Source organism: Ancylobacter sp. (assembly GCF_965249975.1).
Classification (GTDB): domain Bacteria; phylum Pseudomonadota; class Alphaproteobacteria; order Rhizobiales; family Xanthobacteraceae; genus Ancylobacter.
Map to the genome: position 1 here is coordinate 521,855 of NZ_CBDFNE010000018.1, position 20,901 is coordinate 542,755.

The 20,901-nt window shown below is 64.3% G+C and carries 19 protein-coding genes and 1 tRNA gene; 10 read left to right on the forward strand and 10 right to left on the reverse strand.

Features of this window, described 5'->3' with window-relative positions:
- Nucleotides 1-45: 45 nt before the first annotated feature.
- The 6 genes from hisD (at nt 46) to ACP2AH_RS15395 (ending at nt 3,625) form a co-directional block, all read left to right on the forward strand.
- Nucleotides 46-1,338, forward strand: coding sequence for a histidinol dehydrogenase (hisD, locus tag ACP2AH_RS15370; RefSeq protein WP_425106602.1), 1,293 nt, complete (start codon nt 46-48; stop codon nt 1,336-1,338).
- A 10-nt stretch (nt 1,339-1,348) separates the two neighbouring features.
- The gene (locus tag ACP2AH_RS15375; RefSeq protein WP_421698377.1) at nt 1,349-1,843 is read left to right on the forward strand and encodes a UPF0262 family protein; all 495 of its coding nucleotides are present in this window, start codon (nt 1,349-1,351) and stop codon (nt 1,841-1,843) included.
- Nucleotides 1,844-1,926: 83 nt separating this feature from the next.
- On the forward strand, nt 1,927-2,334 hold the full coding sequence (locus ACP2AH_RS15380) for a low molecular weight phosphatase family protein (protein ID WP_244450769.1): 408 nt from the start codon (nt 1,927-1,929) through the stop codon (nt 2,332-2,334).
- 94 nt (nt 2,335-2,428) lie between these two features.
- Nucleotides 2,429-3,052 (forward strand): Maf-like protein, encoded by a 624-nt coding sequence (locus ACP2AH_RS15385; RefSeq protein ID WP_425106603.1) that lies wholly within the window; start codon nt 2,429-2,431, stop codon nt 3,050-3,052.
- Complete coding sequence (yacG, locus tag ACP2AH_RS15390) at nt 3,049-3,258, forward strand: DNA gyrase inhibitor YacG (RefSeq protein WP_425106604.1); 210 nt, start codon at nt 3,049-3,051, stop codon at nt 3,256-3,258. Before ACP2AH_RS15385 ends, yacG begins: the two co-directional genes overlap by 4 nt.
- Nucleotides 3,259-3,549: 291 nt before the next feature.
- Nucleotides 3,550-3,625: transfer RNA gene (locus ACP2AH_RS15395), tRNA-Phe, on the forward strand.
- Nucleotides 3,626-3,686: 61 nt separating this feature from the next.
- On the opposite strand, the gene ACP2AH_RS15400 is transcribed toward ACP2AH_RS15395, so the two are convergent.
- Both ACP2AH_RS15400 and ACP2AH_RS15405 read right to left on the reverse strand, forming a co-directional pair.
- Nucleotides 3,687-4,688: a tyrosine-type recombinase/integrase gene (locus ACP2AH_RS15400; protein ID WP_425106605.1), complete on the reverse strand. Its 1,002-nt coding sequence runs from the start codon at nt 4,686-4,688 to the stop codon at nt 3,687-3,689.
- Nucleotides 4,689-4,771: 83 nt separating this feature from the next.
- Nucleotides 4,772-5,008, reverse strand: a complete 237-nt coding sequence (locus ACP2AH_RS15405; RefSeq protein ID WP_425106606.1) for a hypothetical protein — start codon at nt 5,006-5,008, stop codon at nt 4,772-4,774.
- 1,217 nt (nt 5,009-6,225) lie between these two features.
- On the opposite strand from ACP2AH_RS15405, the gene ACP2AH_RS15410 reads away from it, so the two are divergent.
- On the forward strand, nt 6,226-6,402 hold the full coding sequence (locus ACP2AH_RS15410) for a hypothetical protein (RefSeq protein ID WP_425106607.1): 177 nt from the start codon (nt 6,226-6,228) through the stop codon (nt 6,400-6,402).
- Between the two features lie 878 nt (nt 6,403-7,280).
- Here the strand turns inward: ACP2AH_RS15410 and ACP2AH_RS15415 are convergent.
- Both ACP2AH_RS15415 and traA read right to left on the reverse strand, forming a co-directional pair.
- Nucleotides 7,281-7,991, reverse strand: a complete 711-nt coding sequence (locus tag ACP2AH_RS15415) for a BID domain-containing T4SS effector (RefSeq protein WP_425106608.1) — start codon at nt 7,989-7,991, stop codon at nt 7,281-7,283.
- 26 nt (nt 7,992-8,017) lie between these two features.
- Nucleotides 8,018-12,532 carry a Ti-type conjugative transfer relaxase TraA gene (gene traA, locus ACP2AH_RS15420; protein ID WP_425106609.1) on the reverse strand — a complete coding sequence of 1,505 codons (4,515 nt, stop codon included), beginning with the start codon at nt 12,530-12,532 and terminating at the stop codon, nt 8,018-8,020.
- Between the two features lie 241 nt (nt 12,533-12,773).
- Here traA and ACP2AH_RS15425 point away from each other — a divergent pair, with 241 nt between their 5' ends.
- The 3 genes from ACP2AH_RS15425 (at nt 12,774) to traG (ending at nt 15,314) form a co-directional block, all read left to right on the forward strand.
- Entirely contained in the window at nt 12,774-13,094 is a 321-nt protein-coding gene (locus ACP2AH_RS15425) for a TraC family protein (protein WP_425106610.1), read from the forward strand.
- Nucleotides 13,084-13,332, forward strand: a complete 249-nt coding sequence (locus tag ACP2AH_RS15430) for a conjugal transfer protein TraD (RefSeq protein ID WP_425107049.1) — start codon at nt 13,084-13,086, stop codon at nt 13,330-13,332. The genes ACP2AH_RS15425 and ACP2AH_RS15430 overlap by 11 nt, the downstream gene beginning before the upstream one ends.
- Nucleotides 13,333-13,403: 71 nt before the next feature.
- Entirely contained in the window at nt 13,404-15,314 is a 1,911-nt protein-coding gene (gene traG, locus ACP2AH_RS15435) for a Ti-type conjugative transfer system protein TraG (protein WP_425106611.1), read from the forward strand.
- A 494-nt stretch (nt 15,315-15,808) separates the two neighbouring features.
- Here the strand turns inward: traG and ACP2AH_RS15440 are convergent, their stop codons facing one another.
- The 6 genes from ACP2AH_RS15440 to istA all read right to left on the reverse strand — a co-directional run bounded on the left by ACP2AH_RS15440 (nt 15,809) and on the right by istA (nt 20,699).
- The gene (locus ACP2AH_RS15440; RefSeq protein WP_425106612.1) at nt 15,809-16,123 is read right to left on the reverse strand and encodes a hypothetical protein; all 315 of its coding nucleotides are present in this window, start codon (nt 16,121-16,123) and stop codon (nt 15,809-15,811) included.
- 57 nt (nt 16,124-16,180) lie between these two features.
- Complete coding sequence (locus ACP2AH_RS15445) at nt 16,181-16,531, reverse strand: hypothetical protein (RefSeq protein ID WP_425106613.1); 351 nt, start codon at nt 16,529-16,531, stop codon at nt 16,181-16,183.
- Entirely contained in the window at nt 16,528-17,208 is a 681-nt protein-coding gene (locus tag ACP2AH_RS15450) for an AAA family ATPase (protein ID WP_425106614.1), read from the reverse strand. The genes ACP2AH_RS15445 and ACP2AH_RS15450 overlap by 4 nt, the downstream gene beginning before the upstream one ends.
- Nucleotides 17,209-17,542: 334 nt before the next feature.
- Nucleotides 17,543-18,259 (reverse strand): hypothetical protein, encoded by a 717-nt coding sequence (locus ACP2AH_RS15455; RefSeq protein WP_425106615.1) that lies wholly within the window; start codon nt 18,257-18,259, stop codon nt 17,543-17,545.
- A 141-nt stretch (nt 18,260-18,400) separates the two neighbouring features.
- Nucleotides 18,401-19,147, reverse strand: coding sequence for an IS21-like element helper ATPase IstB (istB, locus tag ACP2AH_RS15460; protein ID WP_425106616.1), 747 nt, complete (start codon nt 19,145-19,147; stop codon nt 18,401-18,403).
- Between the two features lie 13 nt (nt 19,148-19,160).
- Nucleotides 19,161-20,699, reverse strand: coding sequence for an IS21 family transposase (gene istA / locus ACP2AH_RS15465; RefSeq protein ID WP_425106617.1), 1,539 nt, complete (start codon nt 20,697-20,699; stop codon nt 19,161-19,163).
- Between the last annotated feature and the right edge of the window lie 202 nt (nt 20,700-20,901).

Consider the following 20,901-nt stretch of genomic DNA (forward strand, 5'->3'; position numbering starts at 1 on the left):
GAGGCTGCTGCCGACGTGCCGCTTGCCGACCCGTAGGACCCCGCCATGCCGCTTCGCCTCGACACACGCTCGCCCGATTTCTCCGAGCGCTTCCGCGCCTTTCTCGGCACCAAGCGTGAAGTGTCGGCCGATGTGGCGGAGGCCGTGGCGCAGATCATCGATGCCGTGCGCCAGCGCGGCGACGAGGCGCTGATCGCCTTTTCCAAGACCTTCGACCGGGTGGACCTCGGCACGCTGGGCATAAGGGTGACGGCGGACGAGATCGCCGCCGCCCGCCGCGCCTGCGATGCCGCGACGCTCGAGGCGCTGAGCTTCGCCCATGAGCGCATCCGCGCCCATCACGCGCGCCAGCTGCCGACAAGCGGGCGCTATGTCGACGCTGCCGGCGTCGAGCTCGGCCACCGCTGGACACCGGTGGACGCGGTCGGGCTCTATGTGCCCGGCGGCACGGCGGCCTACCCCTCCTCCGTGCTGATGAACGCGGTGCCGGCCAAGGTGGCGGGCGTCGCCCGCCTCGCCATGGTGGTGCCGGCGCCCGATGGCGTGCTGAACCCGCTGGTGCTCGCCGCCGCCGAGCTTGCCGGGGTCGACGAGGTCTACCGCGTGGGCGGGGCGCAGGCGATCGCCGCGCTGGCCTATGGCACGCAAACCATCGCCCCCGTCGCCAAGATCGTCGGGCCGGGCAACGCCTATGTCGCCGCCGCCAAGCGCCATGTCTTCGGCACGGTGGGCATCGACATGGTGGCGGGCCCTTCCGAGGTGCTGGTCATCGCCGATGGCGAGCAGAACCCGGACTGGATCGCCGCCGACCTGCTGGCCCAGGCCGAGCACGACACCGCCGCCCAGTCGATCCTGATGACGAACGACGCCGCGCTGGCCGATGCCGTGGTGGCGGCGGTGGAGCGCCAGCTCGCCACCCTGCCCCGGCGCGCCATCGCGGCGAAGAGCTGGGACGAGTTCGGCGCGGTCATCCTTCTCGGCAGCCTCGATGAGGCGCCGGCGCTGGCCAACCGCATCGCCCCCGAGCATCTCGAAATCATGGCGGCGGACGCCGAGGCGCTGGCAGAGGCGATCCACCATGCCGGCGCGATCTTCCTCGGCGCCCACACGCCGGAAGCGATTGGCGACTATGTCGGCGGCTCCAACCATGTGTTGCCGACCGCGCGCTCGGCCCGCTTCTCCTCCGGCCTCGGCGTGCTCGACTTCATGAAGCGCACCTCGATCCTCAAATGCGGGCCGGAGCAGCTGCGCGCGCTCGGCCCGGCGGCGATCGCGCTCGGCGAGGCGGAAGGGCTCGGCGCCCACGCCCGCTCGGTGGCGATCCGCCTCAACCTGTGACGGGGCGGCCATGGGCGACGCGGATCCCCATGCCGAGACCCGCCGCCTGTCGGCGGTGACGCTGGACGGCGCTTCCATCGGCCGTTCCAATGTCGATGTCGAGCATGAGCGGGCCGTCGCCATCTATGATCTGCTGGCGGAAAACAGCTTCGCCCCGCTCGGCGACACCGCCCCCGGCCCCTACCGCCTCGCCATCGCGCTGAGCGAAGGCCGCCTGGTGCTCGATGTCACCCGCGAGGACGGCGCACCGGTCGTGCAGCATCAGCTCTCGCTCAGCCCGCTGCGGCGCGTGGTGCGCGATTACTTCATGGTTTGCGAGAGCTACTATTCCGCCATCCGCACCGCCAGCCCGTCGCAGATCGAGGCCATCGACATGGGCCGGCGCGGCCTGCACAACGAGGCCTCCGAATTGCTGCGCGAGCGGCTGAAGGACAAGATCGCCCTCGATTTCGGCACGGCCCGGCGCCTGTTCACGCTGGTCTGCGCGCTGCACTGGAAAGGCTGAGCGTGGCGCCGCCCGGCTCCGCCGACGCCTCCCCCGGCCCCGCGCCGGCCGCACGCCGCGAGCGGCCGCAATCGGTTCTGTTCATGTGCGGGCAGAACTGCGTGCGCTCGCCCATGGCGGCGGTGCTGGCGCGCCATCTGTTCGGGCGCTCGCTCTATGTCGGCTCCGCCGGGGTGATGAAGGGCGAGACCGATCCCTTCGTCACCGCCGCCATCGACGAGGTGGGGCTGGACCTCTCGCGCCACCGGCCGCAGACGCTGGAGGAACTGGAGGAGAATGAGGGCCTTGGCTTCGATCTCGTCATCACCCTTTCGCCCGACGCCCATCACCGCGCGCTGGAGCTGACCCGCACCAACGCCATCGACGTGGAATACTGGCCAACGCCGGACCCGACGCTCGCCAGCGGCAACCGCGAACAGCGGCTGGACGCCTATCGCGAGGTTCGCGACGAGCTGGAACGGCGGATACGCGCCCGTTTCCGCCCGAAATGAGCCGGCGTCGGCAAGGCCGTTCCGTTTTCCCCGCACATGCTCTAGCTTGCCGGCCGATTGCCCCGCCGGCCCGCCGGCGCAAAGGAGTGACCGCGTGAGCGCCCGCCCGACACTGGTGCTGGCCTCGGGTTCGCCGCGCCGCCTGGCGCTGCTGGCCCAGGCCGGAATCGAACCCGACGCCCTTCTGCCCGCCGATATTGACGAGACGCCGGAGCGTGGCGAACTGCCCCGCCGCCTGGCGCTGCGGCTGGCCCGCGAGAAGCTGGACGCCGCCGATGCGCGCCGCCGCGCCATGGACGAGCACGAGGGCGCCTTCCTGCTCGCCGCCGACACGGTGGTGGCGGTGGGCCGCCGCATCCTGCCCAAGCCGGACATTGCCGAAGAGGCGGCGGACTGCCTGCGCCTGCTCTCCGGCCGCGCCCACCGCGTCTATACCGGCCTCGCGCTGATGACGCCGAAGGGCGGCGTGCGCACCCGCCTTGTCGAGACAAGGGTGCGCTTCAAGCGCCTGTCGCGCGAAGAGATGGACGCCTATGTCGCCTCGCGCGAATGGGAGGGCAAGGCCGGCGGCTACGCCATTCAGGGCCTCGCCGGCGTGTTCGTGGTCAAGCTGGTCGGCTCCTACACCAATGTGGTGGGCCTGCCGCTGGCGGAGACAGTGGCTCTGCTGGGGGGCGAGCGCTTCCCGGTGTTCAAGCGCTGGGGCCATCCGGAATGAGCGCCGCCAGTGCCGCCGGCGGCAAGCCGTGCCCGATCTGCGGCAAGCCCATGGTTGAAAAATACCGCCCCTTCTGCTCGGCCCGCTGCGCCGATGTCGATCTCAACCGCTGGCTGACCGGGGCCTATGCGATCCCCGTCACGGAAAATGACGACGAGGACGGCGAGGAACCTTCCCTCGCCCCCAAGCCGCCGCGCGAGGGCTGAAGGGGGCTTTCGGGCGGCGTCCGGGCCCGATACCGCTCTGGTGCGGCACGGCTCGATGCACGTGCAGCCGGCCCCACGCCCACCTCTCTGGCTTTGCCGAATGCCCGCGGGCGACGACCGGCGAACGACACTCCATCCGAAACGGCGCCTAGCGCGACGGTGCGGGGCGAGCCGACCATCGGTGACACGGCTGGGGAAAGGCTGAATTTCCGTTTCATGACATATGGACAGGCCGCAGCCGAGACTCTATAACCCGCCCGCTCCGCACGGCTTGCAGCCGTTGCCGGCTACGCCCAGGTAGCTCAGTTGGTAGAGCATGCGACTGAAAATCGCAGTGTCGGCGGTTCGACTCCGTCCCTGGGCACCATCTACTCCCTTGATATCGCTAGACTTTTCAGCGCAGGGGGCGGTGTTTTTCAGCCAGTTTGTCATATTTTCTGACCCGGTTTGACAGCCTTTGTTCTGCGGCTGTTCACTTCGTGGCCGAAGCGGCCGGCCACCTCATCCATCTTTTTCGACAGGTCCGAGCCCTGCGCGTACATCTGCGCCATGGCTTCGGTCTTCTGGCCGAGCGCGTCGGCGATGGTGCGCAGGTCGGCGCCGCTCTCGCGCAGAATCGCCGCCACCGTGTGACGCAGGCCGTAGAGCGTCAGGCCCTCGCCGATGGCGCCGGCCTTCTCCAGCGTGTGCTGCAGCTTCATCCATGACGAGTTGAAGCCGGAGACGGTCCACGGCCGGCCGCGCGAGTTGGCGCAGAGGGTGATGGCCGAATGCGCTGGCGCCGCCGCGAGAATCTCGCGCAGCGGGTCGATGACGGGCCAGATGACGCCTTCCTCGGTCTTGGACCGGCTGGTGTTGATCCGGCCGCCGGCATAGGCCGTGCGGGGCAGGGTTAGCGCATCCTTCGGCCCCAGCCCGGTAAACATCATCAGGGCCAGCGCCGGCAGCATGTGCGCCGGGGCCGCATCGAGCACCGCGTGGCGCTCCTCATCGGTCCAGCGGCGATTCTGCTTCGGCAGGCCCTTGGGGCGGCGGATGCTGCGGATGCCCTCCGCCGGGTTGTCCTTCATGTGGCCGCGCTCCTTGCCCCAGGCGAAGAGCAGGGACAGGACGGTCTTGAGATAGTTCGCGAACCAGCGCTTGTGCTTGGCCTCGGCCTTGTCGCGCAGCTTCACCACGAAGGGCGAGGTGAAGCGGGTAAGCGGCGTGTCCTCGATCGGCTTGAGATAGTCGAACACCCGCTGGTAGCCGGCCCGCGTCGTGCGGGTCAGGCGTTCGAGGAAATCCTTGCTGCCACGGTATTCCTTGATGAGGGCGCCGAGCGTGCCGGGGCGCGTCGTGGCGGCGCGCTCCTGCAGGGCCGTGATACGGGCGCACTCCGCCAGAAATGCAGCGGTGCCGATCGGGGCCTTCACAAGATCAACCGGCATGCGGGAAGCGCGGTGATAGCACCGCATCTTCCCGTGCCGGTCCTTGAAGATCTGGAAGCCTTTGACGTGCACCACGGTCATGGCTAGCCCAGCTTTTCGAGAATGGCGTCGTCGCTGTCGGCGGCGCCGGTCTTGAGGCTGTCCACCCATGAATCGAGGTCGCGCACGTCCCACAGGCGCGAGCCGTCGGGATAGGCGACGGCCGGCACGGGGCAGAGCATCTCGAAGCGCGCCGCCGGCAGCCCGCAATAGGCTGCCGCGTCGGCCTTCTTCAGCATACGGTAGGGCTGAACCTGAAGAGAGAGGACAGCTTTTGCCATCTCTCACACCCTCGTTCTGCCGGAGACGACTTCAGTCGTCTTCAGAATTGTCTCCAAAGTAATCTGGAACTGAGTTTGGGCGCTTTGGTCGTCTACGCCACGCATGGCGGCAGGAGGCCCGAAAGACTGGTCGGCGCCACCTGGTTTATCGCCGCCAGCGCCACGATACTTCAGTTGCGTCAGACATTTTCTAACCCTCGCCTTCGATTTCGCCAAATCTCGTGCGTCGGATCGGGCAGCCATGCGGATCGATTTCAGATGGCTGCAGGCAGAGAGCAATCTTCTCGAGGTGCATGTGCAGCACCCGAAAGAAGATGACGCGCAAATTCTTGTTTTATTTGTCACCGTTTTCTCCTGAAAACGGCAAAAGGAGGACGTTCGCCGGGGAGGCGTTTTCGCTTGACATTGACTGATGCCTTGGCGAAACTCGACCACAGTTGGTGATTGTGGCTGCCAAGTTCCGCGTTAGCGAACTTATCCCCTATGAACAGAAGGCTTTGATGTTGATAGCATCGAAGCCTTTTTTCCTTTTAGCCGTTTATTCTCCTATGAGCTGCTGTTGCGCTGCGACCGGAAGGTTGCAGGGCGATTCGAACGTCCATTGTGCGGCATAGAGAGTTAGGCAGACTAGTAGAATGTTATCAGACCTATATACGGCTTATACTCTTCTCGGTTCTCAATGCGGCGCTAGGTACGATAACGCGCATTTCCTGGTGCCTCCAAGAGAGTCGGGGAGGCTATACAGGATTCAGACAAAATTTATTAAGCTGGCCAGATAGGCGCGACGCCACTATTTTTCGTGAAATGGATGTGATCCACGGAAGCGTTCCCAAATGTCCGGCTACACAACATTTTCAAGCATCGAGAATGGCTTCACGGCCCCCCTCGAGAGTGTCATAGCCACGGGTCATCCAACCTGGCCTCCGCCGTCGCGGGGCGCTGGCTCTTCCATCGGTTGCCTCCGATTGGGATGAGTTAGGATCGGTGCAGAGGTGGCACCTCTTCTCGGCCTTCTGATTTTATGGCACCATTAAATCATGTCGTCAATTGATAGCGTCAAAAAACCAAAAAAAGGCCGTCCGCCCGCCGATACGGAAGCGGTTAACGTACGCATACCGCGGAGCGTCCTCGCAAAGATTGAGGAATGGCGAGCGGCCCAACGGCCAATTCCCACGAGACCAGAAGCCATTCGGATCCTCGCGGCGAGAGGATTGCGTGTGGAGCGCTACGTCGCTTTGCTCGATAAGAGTATGAACTTGATGGGCCAATTAGCCCGTGAAGAGGACAACACCAGCGCTCTTGCTATGCAGGTGATCGAGTTCCTTGGCAATTATAATGCGATGTCAGGTTCGTACGAGGATGACGTCGACCAGGTTCAACTCAAAGAACCATAGCCGCCTCGACGATAATTGCTTCGCCAAATGCTTGAGGCGTCACGGAAGCCTCCGAGGAGCGCCGCCTCGCAACCGTTTCCGTGATTTGCATTCCCTTCGGCGGCGCCTACATTTATTGACACACGTCGCCTTCGTATTCCTGCGAAGCGAGGAATTCAATGAGCGCGTGGATCGTTTACGGCGTACCGGTAGGTGGCTTGCTCTTCGCAGCGGCGAGCCTGCTCTATCTGCGCCATAGCGCGCATTCCTTCGACAAGAAGTACGGTCAGTGTCTTCCGCCCGGGGAATAGCCGTGTCGCTGGACAATTTCCTGCTTCTGATGATCATGCCGGTGGGCGCGCTTGTGATCGCCGCTGTTCTGTTTGCGACGACTGATCGGAAGCCGCACTCTTGACCGGTGGAGCAATGAGTAACTGGATCACCTACGGCGTACCGGCACTGACGCTGAGCCTCGCCCTGACAGGATATCTGGTTCTGCGTTATAGCGCTCGCCAGTTTGACAGGAAATACGGTCAGCACTTTCCCAACGGTGAATAGGCTATGTCGCTGGGCAATTTCTTGCTTCTGATGATCGCGCCTGTTGGCGGGCTTATGATTGCCGCCATCCTTTTGGCGACAACGGGTCGTAGGCGACAGCCAGGATCAGCGGAATGATGGGCATCTGGGTCTTCGCCAACGTTGTGCTCCCCGCCGTCGTTGTGGGCATGGGCTACGCGGCCATGCGTCTCAACGAACACGACGGAAAGCACGAGTGACGCCATGAATGTTGCAGCAGTGGCGTGGTTTGTCGCACCTATCCGTCTGCTCGGGGCCTGCTACGCCCTTTACCTGGTGGCCGTGCGCGACGCTGACCACGCAGGCCGGCCTGAACAGCCGCCCTACCGTTTGGGAATCGGCCCTATCGCGCGGCCCCGGGCCTGCTGACGCGCATGCTGTTGGTGCATATCGCGCAGCATCGCCGCATGCCGGTAGGTATAGGGCACGCGCCCGGGTTCGCGTAGATCGTCCGCCCTGAGGCGCCGGCGGCCGGCCTCGACGATCTTCACCAGCTCGTCAGCGAGCGTTCGATCATGCTGCAAAGTCTCGACCGCCTTGCCGACAGGCTGGGTGAGCAGGCCCGCCAATTCCCGCGACGGCGCCGGAATCGCGGTCGCGAGCCGGATTTGTTCGTCGCGGTGCGCGCGCAGGATTTCTGAACGCTCATAGGCGAGGGCATCGCCATATTTCTCGACGGCCATTCCAAGGCCGACGACGGCGCCCCTGGCTTCGCGCCGCTCCTCGTCTTCCCTACGCCAGAAGGTGGCGGCGCGACCCGGCAGGCGACCGAGGGCTTTAGGATTGCTCTCGATGGATCTGGCGAGCACCCACGCCGTGTCGGCAGGATTGTCGGCCGCCGCGATGGTGTCGAGCGTCGCCTGTATCGCCGTCCGGTTCCGATACGCGATCTCGCTCAGCCACTCCGCCTCAACCCGCGCGCCTTGAGCGCGGGGCGTCTCCCGCGCCCGCCGCGCGATCTCGACCTCGGCAAGGTCCGGCAACTTTTCGGGCGCCATGAGAGACGGGGCGATGGTGTATGACGGCTCGATCACGTCGGTCCTCTCTCGATCCGTCGCGGCTACATGCTCGGCGTGATGCCACGAGTCTGACCACGCTGCAGCCGCTCCTGCTCATGCTGCAGATTGTGGCCAGCGGTGATCGTCGCGTTCGTCGCGACCATGCGTGGCCGGAGAGCGGCAAGGTGCTCCTGCTGCTGGGCGGGAACACGCCGCGCCAGCTCCTGTTCGCTTGCACTATCGTAATTGCCGAACCGCGCGCGAAGCGCCTTGTCGAGTTGGGCGATCTCGGCGCGAACCTCATGGCTCAAGCCCGCGACGACGGCCTGTCGAGCGGCATAGCCCTTTGTCGCGTGTACCTGCTCGATGGCCTTCACAGATGCCGGCGACAGGCCCGGCACCTCGATCGCCATGCGCGAGCGGTTAGCGGCTTCGGCCTTACCCTCGACCGCGAGGTTGTTGGTCACGGTGCGCTCCAGTCGGCCCACGGCAATGTCGACTGAGGCAACGGCATCGAGCGCGGCTTTGCGCTCGGCGCCGGCGGCGCTGAAACGGTCCAGCATACGCCCCGATCCGCGCAGCTCGCCGAAAGCCTCGGGCGCTTTGAGAATTTCATCGCGCAGGGTCTTGTGTGCTCCGCCTTCAATACGCGCCCGTATCGCGGCGGCGGCGCGTGCGGGATCGACCCAGACCGTGCGGGCCTTGGCGGCCAGCTCGTCGAGCGTTTGCGTCACCTGCGGATGCGCCCAGGCGCGCCGGGCCGCAACCGCCTCCACGCTCTCGCTGAAGCTGGCGACGGCCGCGAACATGGGCGCGGGCTTCTCCGCTGGCGCCGTGGAGGCCGGGGTGTTGATGACCGCCGGCAGCTGGTCGACCTTCGCCATCTGAGCCTGTTCGCGCTTCTCGCCATAGTGCAGCGCGGCCGATACCGCGCGCACCTCGGACAGGCGCGGGCCTTCCTCGGCAAGCGCCTTCCATCCCTCGGCCGGCGTGCGTTCCTCAATCGTGCGCGCGGCCAGCTCGTCAGCCTTGTCTGTGAACGCGGCAAACCCGTACCGGGCATTCAGCGCGTTGTTCACGGCGCGGATTTCCGACATGAGGCCGGCGTCCTGGCGCAGCATGTCCACGCCCTTGCGCCACGCCTCGTCGCCGCCCTGCTGGCGCAGTGAGCGCAGCGTATCGAGCTGCTGGCCGGCACTCTGTGACAGCGCCGGGATGGCGACGCTCATCGCCTCGCGCCGGCGCTCTTCGGCCGCGACATGGCGAGTCTCGGTGTTGCGCCAGGCAATCGCCTGCATGCGTGCGAGCGTCGCCACCTCGGGAACCGCAAGCATGGCGTCCTCCCGCTGCGAACGGGCAGCGCGGCCGTCAATGAGACGGCTCGACCCGCGCAGCCCGCCAAAGCTCTGCGGGCGCTGCACAACCTGTTCGGACAGGCGGGCCGTGTCACCCTGCAGGCGCAACGCCGCGCCCGTGATGGCCTGCCGCGCGCCCTCGGGGTTGCGGTAGATCTGCGCCAGACGGGCGGTCAGCTCGGCGTCATTGTTCCTTGCCTCGGCACTCTGCAGGAAGCGCGCCCGGGCCGCGTCAACCAGTGGCTCGGCGTGCTCCTTCACACTCGCAATGAGGGCGGGGCGCTCCGGCCCGATCCGGTCCTCGGTGCTGATCTTGTGACCGTCGGCCGCGATGGCGGGGGCGGCATCCGCCGCACGGCCGATGCCGATCCGCTGGAATGCGTGCTCGGCGCGGCTCCACAAATCCGCGAGCGCTTCGCGATGCTGGGCAAGCCGCGCCGCCTGCTTCTCGACAACGGCCGCAAGCGCCGGCCCGATGTCGCGCAACACCTCGAAGCCGCGACGCTCAAGGAAGGCGTTCGCGTGATCGCGGTACAGCGGCTCATTCTCAAAATCGAGCGTCGTCGTCTTGGCGCCAGAGCGCGAGAGCTGCTTTTCGATCTGCTCGAAGGTCACGCTGGCCGCATCGCGTACCTGCCACTCATTGCGATGGGAGAGCGTGCCATCGGGCAGGGTGACGGGCTGGAAACCCATATACTGAAGCTCGATCTTCGCGCCGGCCTCCGCGCCGCTCGCCGCCAAGGCGCGCTCAAGGTCGACACCCCACACTGTGTTGCGCACGCCCTTGTCGTTCTCCAGCGTCACGAAGTAGCTCATCTTGTTCGACGGCTCGTGCTCATAGGGCGCCGGCCCGTGCGCGACCAGACGGCCGGCACGCGGGTTGGAGAACTCGTCCTGCGCCGCATACATCGTGACGCTATGGCGATGACGGCTCATTGCCACATAGGTCAGATGCTGGTCCATCATCGAGGACGCCAGCACGAAGGCATGATCGACGGTCGCGCCCTGCGATTTGTGAATCGTCGTCGCGTAGCCATGGTCGATGTTGCGATAGGTGTCGGTTGTGAACGTCACCTCGCGACCGGCATCGAGGCGGACCGTCAGGCGCGGATTGCCCGCCTCGTCCGTGGTGGCAATGACCGTTCCGAGCATGCCGTTCTTGACGCTCTGGCGCTCCAACTGTGGGGCGGTCGGCTCAACAAAGCTCGCATTCTCCAGGAACAGCATACGGTCGCCGGCGGCGAACTCACGAGCGCCCGCCTGCGTGGTGAAGGTCCGCGCCTCTGACAGTTCGCCGGCCTGCTGCAGCACGCCACGCAGGCTGTCATTAAGCGCGCGCACATTGGCATTGGTGTGCGCCAGCACGATCAGCTCGTCGCCGCGTAGCGCCTCGCCCTTCGCCTCCTTCTGCGCCTTCACCTCGGCCCGCCGCTGCGTCCAGTCCGCCACCAGCGCGGCCCGCGCCGTGTCCTGAGTGTCCGCCTGCTGGATCGCGCCGCGCGCATTATAGGCGGCGAGCGCCTGGCCGAACTTCTCCGCATTGCCGCTCGCGAAGTTGCGGGACGCCTCCTGCATCCAGTCCTCGCGCTGACGGCGCACGCCGACAAGGTGCTTCGCCCCGACGCGGTCGATAATTGCCCGGAACGCCGCGCCGGCCTGTATCGGCTGGAGCTGCTGGGCATCGCCCACAAGCACCAGCTTCGCGCCTGCCTCTTCCACGGCGGTGACGAAACGCGCGAGCTGGCGCGACGACACCATGCCGGCCTCGTCGATCACGAAAACGTCGCCCTTCTGCAGCGGCGCGTTGCCGTTCTTCCACGCAAGCTCCCACGCCGCGAGCGTGCGCGAGGCGATGCCGGAGCTTTCCGTCAGTCCTTCCGCCGCCTTGCCGGACAGGGCCGCGCCAAACACGCGGCGCCCCTCATCCGTCCACGCCACCCGGGCAGCTTCCAGCAGGGTCGATTTACCCGCGCCGGCATAACCGACGACGGCGGCAATCGCGCTGTTGCCGGTGACGTGACGCACGGCCTCAACCTGTTCGTCGTCGAAGCGGAAGGGGCGCGAAGCGTCCTTAGTCTCGACGGCGCGAACCGCCCTCATCACCACCTTGTCGCTGAAGCCGAAGCGGCGAGGGGCGGCGAGCCGGTCGGCGGCTTCCGCCATGCCGTGCTCCACCTTCATCATCTCGCGCGTGGTGTAGATGGCGGGCTCGGCCTTGCGGCCACTCAGCTTGTCCGCCGGCACGGCTGGGCGCAACAGGCACAGCTCGGGGCTTTGCAGTACGGCGGCCTTGATGTTCTGGAAAACCGCGATGTCGTCGACATGGCGTTGCAGGGCGCGGGCGATATCCTGCTCTGTGAACGTCGACTGCTGGTCGCTTATCAGGGTGATCAGCTGGGACGGATCAGCTGCCAGACGGTCGGCGGTCTGCTGGCGTTCGGCCTCGCGCGACGGCGCGAACTGGGTAGCCTTGCCCTCGCGCACCATGGCCGCCAAGGACGCGCCAAGATGGCGCTGCGGCTTGAGGTCGAGCCCACGTTCCACATACGAGCGCATATCGATCTGGATGTCGTGGCCGGCAAGCGCCAGATGGCGGTTCACTATTTCCGCCCATCCGAGTTTCCACGCCCGGTCGACCGAACGCTCACCGACAAACGGGCGATAAAAGATCTGCCCTTCGGGTCGCGCCGTCGTCGCCACCCGCAACGGCTTGCCATCTTCGCCCAGAACTGCGCTGACCTTCGGGCCGAACCCTTCAACGGTGAGGGGACGGAGCGTATGCAGCAAATGCACATGCGGGTTGTCCCTGGCACCGTGGATCACCCAATCCGCGACAATGCCCTTTGACGTAAGGTGCGTTTCGACGAACTCGCGCATCAGCGCGATGTTCTCATCGAGCGACAGTTCCGCGGGCAGGGCCAGCAACACCTCGCGCGCAAGCTGCGCGTCACCGCGGATCTCGATTTCCTGTGCAATATTCCAGATCGCCTCGCTGGCCTGCGCGACACTGCGCCCCTCGACGATCGCCCGGATCCATTCCGGGGCATCAGCGGGCAGGCCGATCTCTTCATGATCGAGGTCGCGGGCCTTGTGGGTGAAGGAGAAGGTATCGCCCTTGATCTTATCGAGCATGCTGGTGCGATGACGATAGGCGGCGGCCGCAACGGCGCTGCCGCCGCTTTTCCTGCCTATGAATGTGAAACGTGCGTATCCGATCGCCATGGCCCACCCTAGCACCGAGGGCCGCAACGTCGCAACGCGACACATATTGCGCTTATCACTCCGTTGGCACAGCCAACTCCGCTCAAGAGCCGGCAACGCTGCCGGCGATGGCGCCCTAAAGGCGCCCCTGAAAAAATAGTTGATCTAAATCCTGTATAGCTCTCCCGATTGTTTGGAGAGCGGCAATCGCTCATTTACCGTTGTTCCCGTTGCCTTCAACAAGGAAAGGGAAGTCACGCTTATGAGCCGCATTCGTTCTGCCAGTAGAATGACCAGCATTGATGAGGTTGATACTCAGATTCAGGAGCTGCAAAGGAAACGGAAGGAGCTGCAGGCGCAAAGGGCCGAACGTCTGGGGCGGCTCGCCATGTCCACAGGCCTGGGCGATTTGAACCTGTCCGACGAGGCCATCAAAGCCGCCTTCTCGGAGGTGGCGGCGCGATTTCGCCCCTCGGCCATTACACCCGAACTTGCCGCCACCACGACCCCAGCCGAACTATTTGCGGAAAGTCGATCAGGCCATTCATCGCCTTTGGAGCATTCGGAGAACGATCGCCGATGATGAACGGCGACGACAGACCCGAGAAAAGATCATGCTCGGCGGTCTGGTCGTGAAGGCCGGGCTGGCCGGCGCCGATCCCGCCTTCATCCTGGGTGCGCTGATAAGCGCAGCGCGGCTCAAACCGGACGAACCCCGCTGGCGCGAACTGCGCGCCCTGGGCGGCGCCGCCTTCGCGGACACGTCACCGGCCGCCGATGGGGACGAACCGTCGCCGGCGTCATCACCACTGCTGAGCTGATCGAGGCCGGCCGGCGCTGCGCGATGGACGTCGCAGCACCGGTCCCGCCGGGTGCGTTTTCGAGGAACGACATGCACAACATCAACTGGAAAGACCCCACGCTCGCGTGGGCGCTTCTGCCCGCGTCGGTGCTCGCCATCTGCATCTTCGTGACGGACACGATGTGGCCTGATCTGGCCGCCGGTCTCACCGGCCAGCCGCACTATTGGTTCATGCGCGCCTCGCCGCTGGTGAACTTCATACTGCCGCCGCTGTTCGGCCTCGCGGTCGTGGCGCTGCTGCCGCGCCACAAGCGGATGCCGCTCGCGCTCATCAACCTGCTGCTCGTCGTCGGCGTCGGGCTTGCCTATGCCTGGCGCGAATATGCGCGTCTCGCGCCCTATGCCGAACAGGGCATGAGCATCAACGAGTTGAGCGGCTACATCAGCGCCTTTGTGATCGGCGGCGGTGTCGTCGCCTTCGGGATTGCCGGATTCGGCGCGCGGCTCTCCACGCATGTGCCCGATAGGGTCAGGCGCGTGAAGGGCGGCATGATCGGTGATGCCGACTGGATGGATCTCGGCAAGGCGCAAAAGCTCTTTCCGGCCGATGGCGAGATTGTCCTCGGAGAGGCGTATCGCGTTGACAAGGATGTGGTCGCCGAGATCGATTTCGAGGCGGGCGACCGGGCCAGTTGGGGCCGGGGCGGCACCGCGCCTCTCCTCTGCTATCGCTATGGCAACGACTCCGGCCATCTGCTGTTCTTCGCCGGATCGGGCGGCTTCAAGACCACGGCGAACGTCATCCCGACCGGGCTGACCTATCGCGAGCCGATCGTCTGTTTCGACCCCTCGATCGAGATCGCTCCGATGATCGCGGAAGCGCGTCGGGCGATGAACAGGGGCCGCGAGATTTACGTTCTGGACCCGACCGATCCGACCATCGGTTTCAATGTTCTCGACTGGATCGAGACGTCCTCTCGCAAGGAAGAGGATATCGCGGCCGTCGCGCACATGCTGCTCGCGGAGAGCGGGAAGATCGAAAGCTCGACCGGCAGCTATTTCCAGAACCAGGCGCACAATCTGCTGACGGGCATCCTCGCCCATATCCTGCTCTCGCCGAATTTCGCGGGCGAGAAAACGCTGCGCGATCTGCGTGCCATGGTGAGCTTGCCTGAGTCATCTTTCCTGGCGCAGCTGCGCGCAATTGTGAAGGATGAGAACGAACCGGCGTTCGTTCGGCAGACGCTGGGCGTCTTTACCGACATGACGGAACAGACCTTCTCCGGCGTCTATTCGACGACCTCGAAGGACACGCAATGGCTGTCGCTAGGCAATTACGCCTCGCTTGTATGTGGCAGCTCGTTCCGAACCGCGGATCTCGCGGAGGGCAGGATTGATCTGTTTCTCAATCTGCGCATGGACACGCTGAAGAGCTATCCCGGGATTGGCCGCGTCCTCATCGGCGCCCTGCTCAATGCGATGATCCAGGCGGACGGACGCTCCGGCCGCCGCGTGCTGTTCCTGATCGATGAAGCCTCGCTGCTCGGCTACATGAAGCTGTTGGAGGAGGCGCGCGATCGTGGCCGCAAATACGGCATCAGCCTCATGCTGTTCTATCAGTCGGTCGGACAGATAGAGGGGCATTTTGGGCGCGCAGGCGCGCAGGCCTGGTTCGAGAGCGCTGCGCTCACCTCCTATGCCGCGGTCGGAACGCACGAGACGGCAAGGCGCCTTTCCGACCTGTGCGGCGAGATGACGATCGAGGTCGGATCGAGTTCGCGGCAGGCGGGTCTGCTCGCCAGTTCCGCCCGCGCGACTGAGAGCGTCAACCATCAGCGCCGCGCGCTGATCCTGCCGCATGAAATCCTGCAGGACATGCGCCGCGACGATCAGATCATCATCAAGGCCGGGCAGCGGCCGCTGCGCTGCGGGCGTGCGATCTATTTCCGGCGCCCGGACATGGTGGCACGCACCGAGGCCAATCGCTTTGCTCCGAGATAGGCCGCATGTCTGATCGGATGGATGACAGGCTTGGCCGGAGTGCTTGGCCATGTCCCGCTACGAGACGTCCCAGGCTAGCCACCAAAAACAAACGCTTCGATCGTGCCGGTCACTACCTTCCAGTGGAAGCGCTTCTGATCATCGTCCAGAAGGATATGATGGCAAATGGCGGCAGAGCGGTCACTCGCTGGGTTTGCCGAGCGCGAGGGTCCCCATAGCTCTTCAACCCGGATCGGCGTTGCGCTACAATTTGGATGGCCCATTGTGGTCGAGGTCGGGGAGGCGGAACTACGTTCGCCCTCGTTTTGCGAGAAGATGAAGAAGTGGACCTGGAGTGGGGCGTGCCAGCCGCCTGCACTCTCATACCGGAGTGGAGGAAGCGGCTTTTGCTAATTTCCAAATCTTCGATGAAGAACAAGGCCCGGTGCAGCCAATCAGTTGCTCCGGGTCTTTCTCTAATTCAATAAAGTGCGCGGCGATTTCAGCGGAAATTCCTATTCAGCGCCCCTGCGATCAGCCACATTCCCATTTTCATCAACGCCTGCCCGATCCATTAAATCAGCTAGCGCTTCATTGTAAGTCATACGCTGTTCAATACTAAAGGAAACGAAGCGATTTGAGAGCGATATAGGTGGTCGAAGATTGAGATTTGTAGTAGGTTCTCCGATAGAAGGTCGTTTAGTCAGGCGCATTATCGTACTTGTTTTAGACGATTCAGCAGCGTCTTTAACGGGCGCCTCATTCAACACATGTGGGTGGAGCGGAATATCTCGCTTTGACCCTGAAGAATGCTGCTTCGATTTTGCCATTCTGAGCTCCATGGGATTGAACGGTTCATCCAAAAGTTGATGACATCCCGCTCTTTCTCAAGGCTTATTTTGTCCTTCAAATCGGTTCAGAAGCATCTCCAACGCCACCCAATAGCTGGAAGCGTTCTCCTGTTCGCAAAATTCTCTGAACGCCTCGATGACTCGCGCAGGCCCAGTCACCAAAAGCTTGTCCTGGGGCTCGACCCTACGACGTCCCGGTCGTCGAGGGGCCTTCACGGAACGTTCCGCTGCTGGCAGCTCTCGCGGCACGAATCCTAGCTCCTGGCCTGCCTTGACCGCTTCAGCGACGAGGGCGGGCTCCGGCTTTTGAGCTTTGGGCTTCGGATTTGGAAGGGAGATGATAGGAGGCGCTTCACCCTCGTCGTCGGGGAAACCATACTTGCTCATTGGGTCTCCTCCTTGAAATCAAGCGCGTTTGCGACGGCCTGGGCATATTCGCGAGCATTTGCCTGTGCCGACTTGAGATTGGACACCTCTCCTGGCTTTAGCTCCGACAGTAGGAGGCTTTCACGGAAGATGCGGGTAAAGGCCGCGCGCCGGACAAGGGCGATGGGCAGAACCGGCAGGCCAGTCGTTTCGGCGCGGACATCGCGCTCATCCGAGGTTGCGAATGCAGCATTTGTCCGAGTGAACAGGAGCGTAAAGGGAATGGGTCGGCGTATCATTCGCGCCGTGCTCTTGATCAAACTCACTGCCCGAGCTGCCTGGCGGGCCTCCATCGGGGTTGGCTCAAAAGGAATAACCGCCAGATCTGTGCGGGATAGAACGAAAGTCACGATTTGCGCCGCGGTGCCTTCAAGATCGACGATGACGTAATCGACTGCCCCATCCAGTGCGTCGAGCGTCTCGACAACCTGATCCTCTGGAGGGCGAGGTATAACGTCGAAGGGCGTCGCAAGGTCGGCTCTGGCTCGCTCGCTCCGCCATGTGACAAGGTTCTGGTTCGGATCGCAATCGAGCATCGCAACCCGTGCGCCCGCTTTTGAAAGCTGCTCTGCAAGGAGTAGGGCGGCCGTTGTTTTCCCGGTCCCGCCCTTGGGGTTTGCGAAGGATATCACGTACATCGACAACTCCATGCGGACCAATATCAATATTGATTTTAATATCAATATTGATATTCATGAGCAAGAGTCGAAAGTTGGCTCGGAGGATCGTGGACATTGACCGATAGCCGCACCCAGGCGTCCTTGCAGCTACGGCTGCTTTGAGCCGCCAGACCGGACGTTGCAGGTAGATGTAGTTGAGCGTGGCCGAACGTTCACCAATTTTCCGAACAAGCAGCGGGCCACCGGATGCACAGCCGCACAAGAACAGTCGCGTACAAAAAGACCGCGGTAAATCATCGTCGTTCCGTATGCCCTATCCCGCACGGAGCAAAACAAATATAGCTCTCTGGAATTAGGACAATGCATCAAGGCGACGAATGCGCGCGCCTTCAGCGATAAGCCACACGGCGTGCGCATCGCCTTCGTCGAAGTCCCAGTCGTTTTCTTTTGCTATCGTAAAGCCAAGATAATCAATGGCTTCTTGTTTGGACCAGCTTGGCAGCTTCATCAAAAGCCTAAAATGTAGCTCGGTGCGGCTCGCTACCGCGCAATGATCCCGATAGTCCTCAATTGCACGGGCAAGCGGCATCGCTGCGAGCCCGATTTCAATGGCGCGCTGATAATCGACACCGTGTGCGGCATGCGGGACAGGCTTGGGGACCAGATCGCGCAGATCGCTGATGGAAAGGCTTTCTCCTGAGAGCGAAGGTTGCCGACGTTTAACTTCGGCCGGAACATTGCGGCAGTCCTGGCATATCAAAAGATGTCGGTGGGAGCCGATGATGATCTGGCTCGAGGCATTGGGATAGCGCCGAAGCAGACTCTCCTGATTGCTCTCCGGTTCGTAGTCCAACATTCGATGAATGCGAGCCGTCCAGCGGCCTTTGTTGGATTTGCGGCAAATTGCGCGCTTCGAACGGGCGCAGCATGGGCATATCCAGTCGGGGCCGGCCTCAACCCATGGCTTGCTCGATTGCATGGCGGCGTCGACCGCCGCAAATTCCTCTTCCGTCAGAGCAGAGGCCGTCAATTTGACCTTTGGCGCTGTGCCGGCGCTGTCGTTCGACACCGAGCGTTGTTCAACCTGGGGAATCCGGCGAAGCCGACCGCTTGATCCACGCGAAGGCGACCACCTGATCCGGAGGAAGGCGACCACCTCGCAGACGCCGAGCGGGGCGTTTTTGGAGGGTGACGTTTCGTGGTGTCTTGATCAAGCCCCGAGGGTTTTTTCGGCGAGCCTCTTTCGCATGGACTCGCCTCTGATCTCGATGCGGTGGGAGGAGTGGACGAGGCGGTCGAGGATGGCGTCGGCGAGCGTGGCGTCACCGATAGCGGCGTGCCATTCGGTGACCGGGATCTGGGTTGCGACAAGGGTGGAGGCCCGTCCGCACCGATCCTCGACGACCTCGAGCAGATCGCGGCGTTGGTCGGCAGTCATGGGCGTGATCGCCCAGTCGTCGAGGATCAGGAGCCGAACCTTGGCGAGCGAGGCGAGCAGTCGAGGGTAGCGACCGTCGGCACGGGCGACGGCGAGGTCCTCGAGCAGTCGCGGCGTCCGGGCGTAGAGGACAGAGTGATCGTCGCGGGCAGCGCGGTGGCCGAAGGCGCAGGAGAGCCAGGTCTTTCCCGATCCGGTCGGGCCGGTGATGATCAGGTTGACGTGGTCGGCGATCCATCGGCTTTCGGCCAGTTGGAGGACGAGGGCACGATCGAGGCCGCGCGGGGTCCTGAAGTCGATGTCCTCGATCGCGGCCTGAACGCGGAGCTTGGCATGACGCAGGCGAGCCTGGAGGCGCTTGGTGTCGCGCCAGGCACTCTCCCGATCGACCAGGAGAGCGAAGCGATCCTCGAAGCCGAGGTTGGCCATGGCGGCGTCGGTGATCTGTTCGTCGAAGGCACCGGCCATGCCGTGGAAGCCGAGGGCTTCGAGGCGGGCGGCGGTGGGATGTCGCAACATCGAATGGGTCCTTTCAATGGTAGTAGCCTGGGCCGCGGACGTTGCCGTGGTCGGGATTGACGTGGGTCGACGACGCCGGTCGCCGTGCCGCTCGATCGAGGCCGTTCTGCAGGATGGATTTGACGCTGGACCAGGAATGGGCGCCGATCTCGAGGGCGCGACCGCAAGCGGCTTCGAGCCGATCGGTACCGAAGGTCTTGGCGAGGCGCAGAATGCCTACGCAGGATCGGAAGCCCTGCTCGGGGTGTCGGCGCGAGCGCAGGATCACCTCGACGAGGGCGCGGGCGTTGTCGCCGACGCCGGCGGCCTCCTTCAGGACGCGCCCATGGGTCCAGTCGTGGAACTGCCGGTGATGGCTGGGCATGTGGTCGGCGACGGTGACGTGGGCATGCGGAGCGCCGACCCTGGCATGGGAGGCGACGCGGCGATGCCGGTGGAACACCTCGATCGTGCGCGCCGTGACGCGGACGTCGACCTCTTCCTTCAGCAGCCGATAGGGCACGGAGTAGAAGCGTGCGTCGACCTCGACGTGGTAGTCGATGCCGACGCGGGCGCGGCGCCACTCGGCGTATTCGTACCGCAGTGCCGGAAGCGGCCGCAGCGCCGGCCGATCGGTCTTCTCGAACAGCTCGCGTCGGCTCACCCCGAGGTGGCGCATGACGCGGGCGTTGAGGTCGCCGGTCAACCGTTCGATCTCCGTCGCCAGTTCGTCGAGGCCGAAGAAGGTCCGGTGGCGCAGCCGGGCCAGGATCCAACGCTCGACGATCTGGACGCCGACCTCGACCTTGGCCTTGTCGCGCGGCTTCCTTGGCCGGGTCGGCAGCACGGCGACGCCGTAGTGCTCGGCCATCTCCCGGTAGGTCGCGTTGATCGTCGGCTCGACCCGCGAAGCCTTGGTCACCCCGGCCTTCAGGTTGTCGCATACCACCAGTTCCGGCACGCCGCCGAGGGCTTCGAAGGCGGCGACGTGGGCGGCGATCCAGTCCGGTAGCTTCTGCGACCAGCTCGGGTAGGCGAAGGTGAAGTTCGACGCGCCGAGCACGGCGATGAAGATCTGCGCTTCCCTGACCTCGCCGGTCTGCGCGTCGACGATCGGCACGGTCTGGCCGGCATAGTCGACGAACAGCCGTTCGCCGGCACGGTGCGACTGCCGCATCGTCGGCGACAGCCGGCCGCTCCACTCCCGGAAGCAATCACAGAACCAGGAATAGCCATAACCGTCGGGGTGAACCGCGCGATAGTCCTCCCACAGGAGCCGCAGCGTCACGCCCTTGTGCCGCAGCTCCTTGGCCACCGCCGACCAGTCCGGCGTCGGCCGGTCGTCGGGCAGTTCCGACTGCGGCGGGAACAGGCAGCGCTCGAGCGCCTCGTCGTCGAGCGCCTCCGGCAGCGGCCAGCCGAGCCCGGCCGTCGTCGCCCGGCCGATGTACTCCCTGACCGACGTGGGGCCGACGCCCACCAACGGCGCGATCCGGCGCTTACTCAGCCCGCAGGCGAAGTGCAGGCGTAGGACTTCTCTGATCTTGCGCATCGCGATTCTCTCGGCCGGCATCGCCTCTCCTCTCCGCTCGGGGCGTCGAGGAGGAGGTTAGCCGCCATGCCCAATCGGACCGGTCGCGCGTCTGTCGAGGTGGTCGCCTTCCACCGGAATCGATGGTCGCGATCCCGTGGAACGGGTGGTCGGATTGCCGTGGATTCAGTGGTCGCCTTCCCGTGGAACCGCTGGTCGCCTTGCTCCGGATTCCGCAGTTCAA

Coding starts and splice junctions, on each gene's coding strand:
- hisD (WP_425106602.1), top strand. CDS start 46: ATGCCGCTTCGCCTCGACACACGCTCGCCCGATTTCTCCGAGCGCTTC.
- ACP2AH_RS15375 (WP_421698377.1), top strand. CDS start 1,349: ATGGGCGACGCGGATCCCCATGCCGAGACCCGCCGCCTGTCGGCGGTG.
- ACP2AH_RS15380 (WP_244450769.1), top strand. CDS start 1,927: ATGTGCGGGCAGAACTGCGTGCGCTCGCCCATGGCGGCGGTGCTGGCG.
- yacG (WP_425106604.1), top strand. CDS start 3,049: ATGAGCGCCGCCAGTGCCGCCGGCGGCAAGCCGTGCCCGATCTGCGGC.
- ACP2AH_RS15400 (WP_425106605.1), bottom strand. CDS start 4,688: ATGCCGGTTGATCTTGTGAAGGCCCCGATCGGCACCGCTGCATTTCTG.
- ACP2AH_RS15405 (WP_425106606.1), bottom strand. CDS start 5,008: ATGGCAAAAGCTGTCCTCTCTCTTCAGGTTCAGCCCTACCGTATGCTG.
- traA (WP_425106609.1), bottom strand. CDS start 12,532: ATGGCGATCGGATACGCACGTTTCACATTCATAGGCAGGAAAAGCGGC.
- ACP2AH_RS15425 (WP_425106610.1), top strand. CDS start 12,774: ATGAGCCGCATTCGTTCTGCCAGTAGAATGACCAGCATTGATGAGGTT.
- traG (WP_425106611.1), top strand. CDS start 13,404: ATGCACAACATCAACTGGAAAGACCCCACGCTCGCGTGGGCGCTTCTG.
- ACP2AH_RS15440 (WP_425106612.1), bottom strand. CDS start 16,123: ATGGCAAAATCGAAGCAGCATTCTTCAGGGTCAAAGCGAGATATTCCG.
- ACP2AH_RS15445 (WP_425106613.1), bottom strand. CDS start 16,531: ATGAGCAAGTATGGTTTCCCCGACGACGAGGGTGAAGCGCCTCCTATC.
- ACP2AH_RS15450 (WP_425106614.1), bottom strand. CDS start 17,208: ATGTACGTGATATCCTTCGCAAACCCCAAGGGCGGGACCGGGAAAACA.
- istB (WP_425106616.1), bottom strand. CDS start 19,147: ATGTTGCGACATCCCACCGCCGCCCGCCTCGAAGCCCTCGGCTTCCAC.
- istA (WP_425106617.1), bottom strand. CDS start 20,699: ATGCCGGCCGAGAGAATCGCGATGCGCAAGATCAGAGAAGTCCTACGC.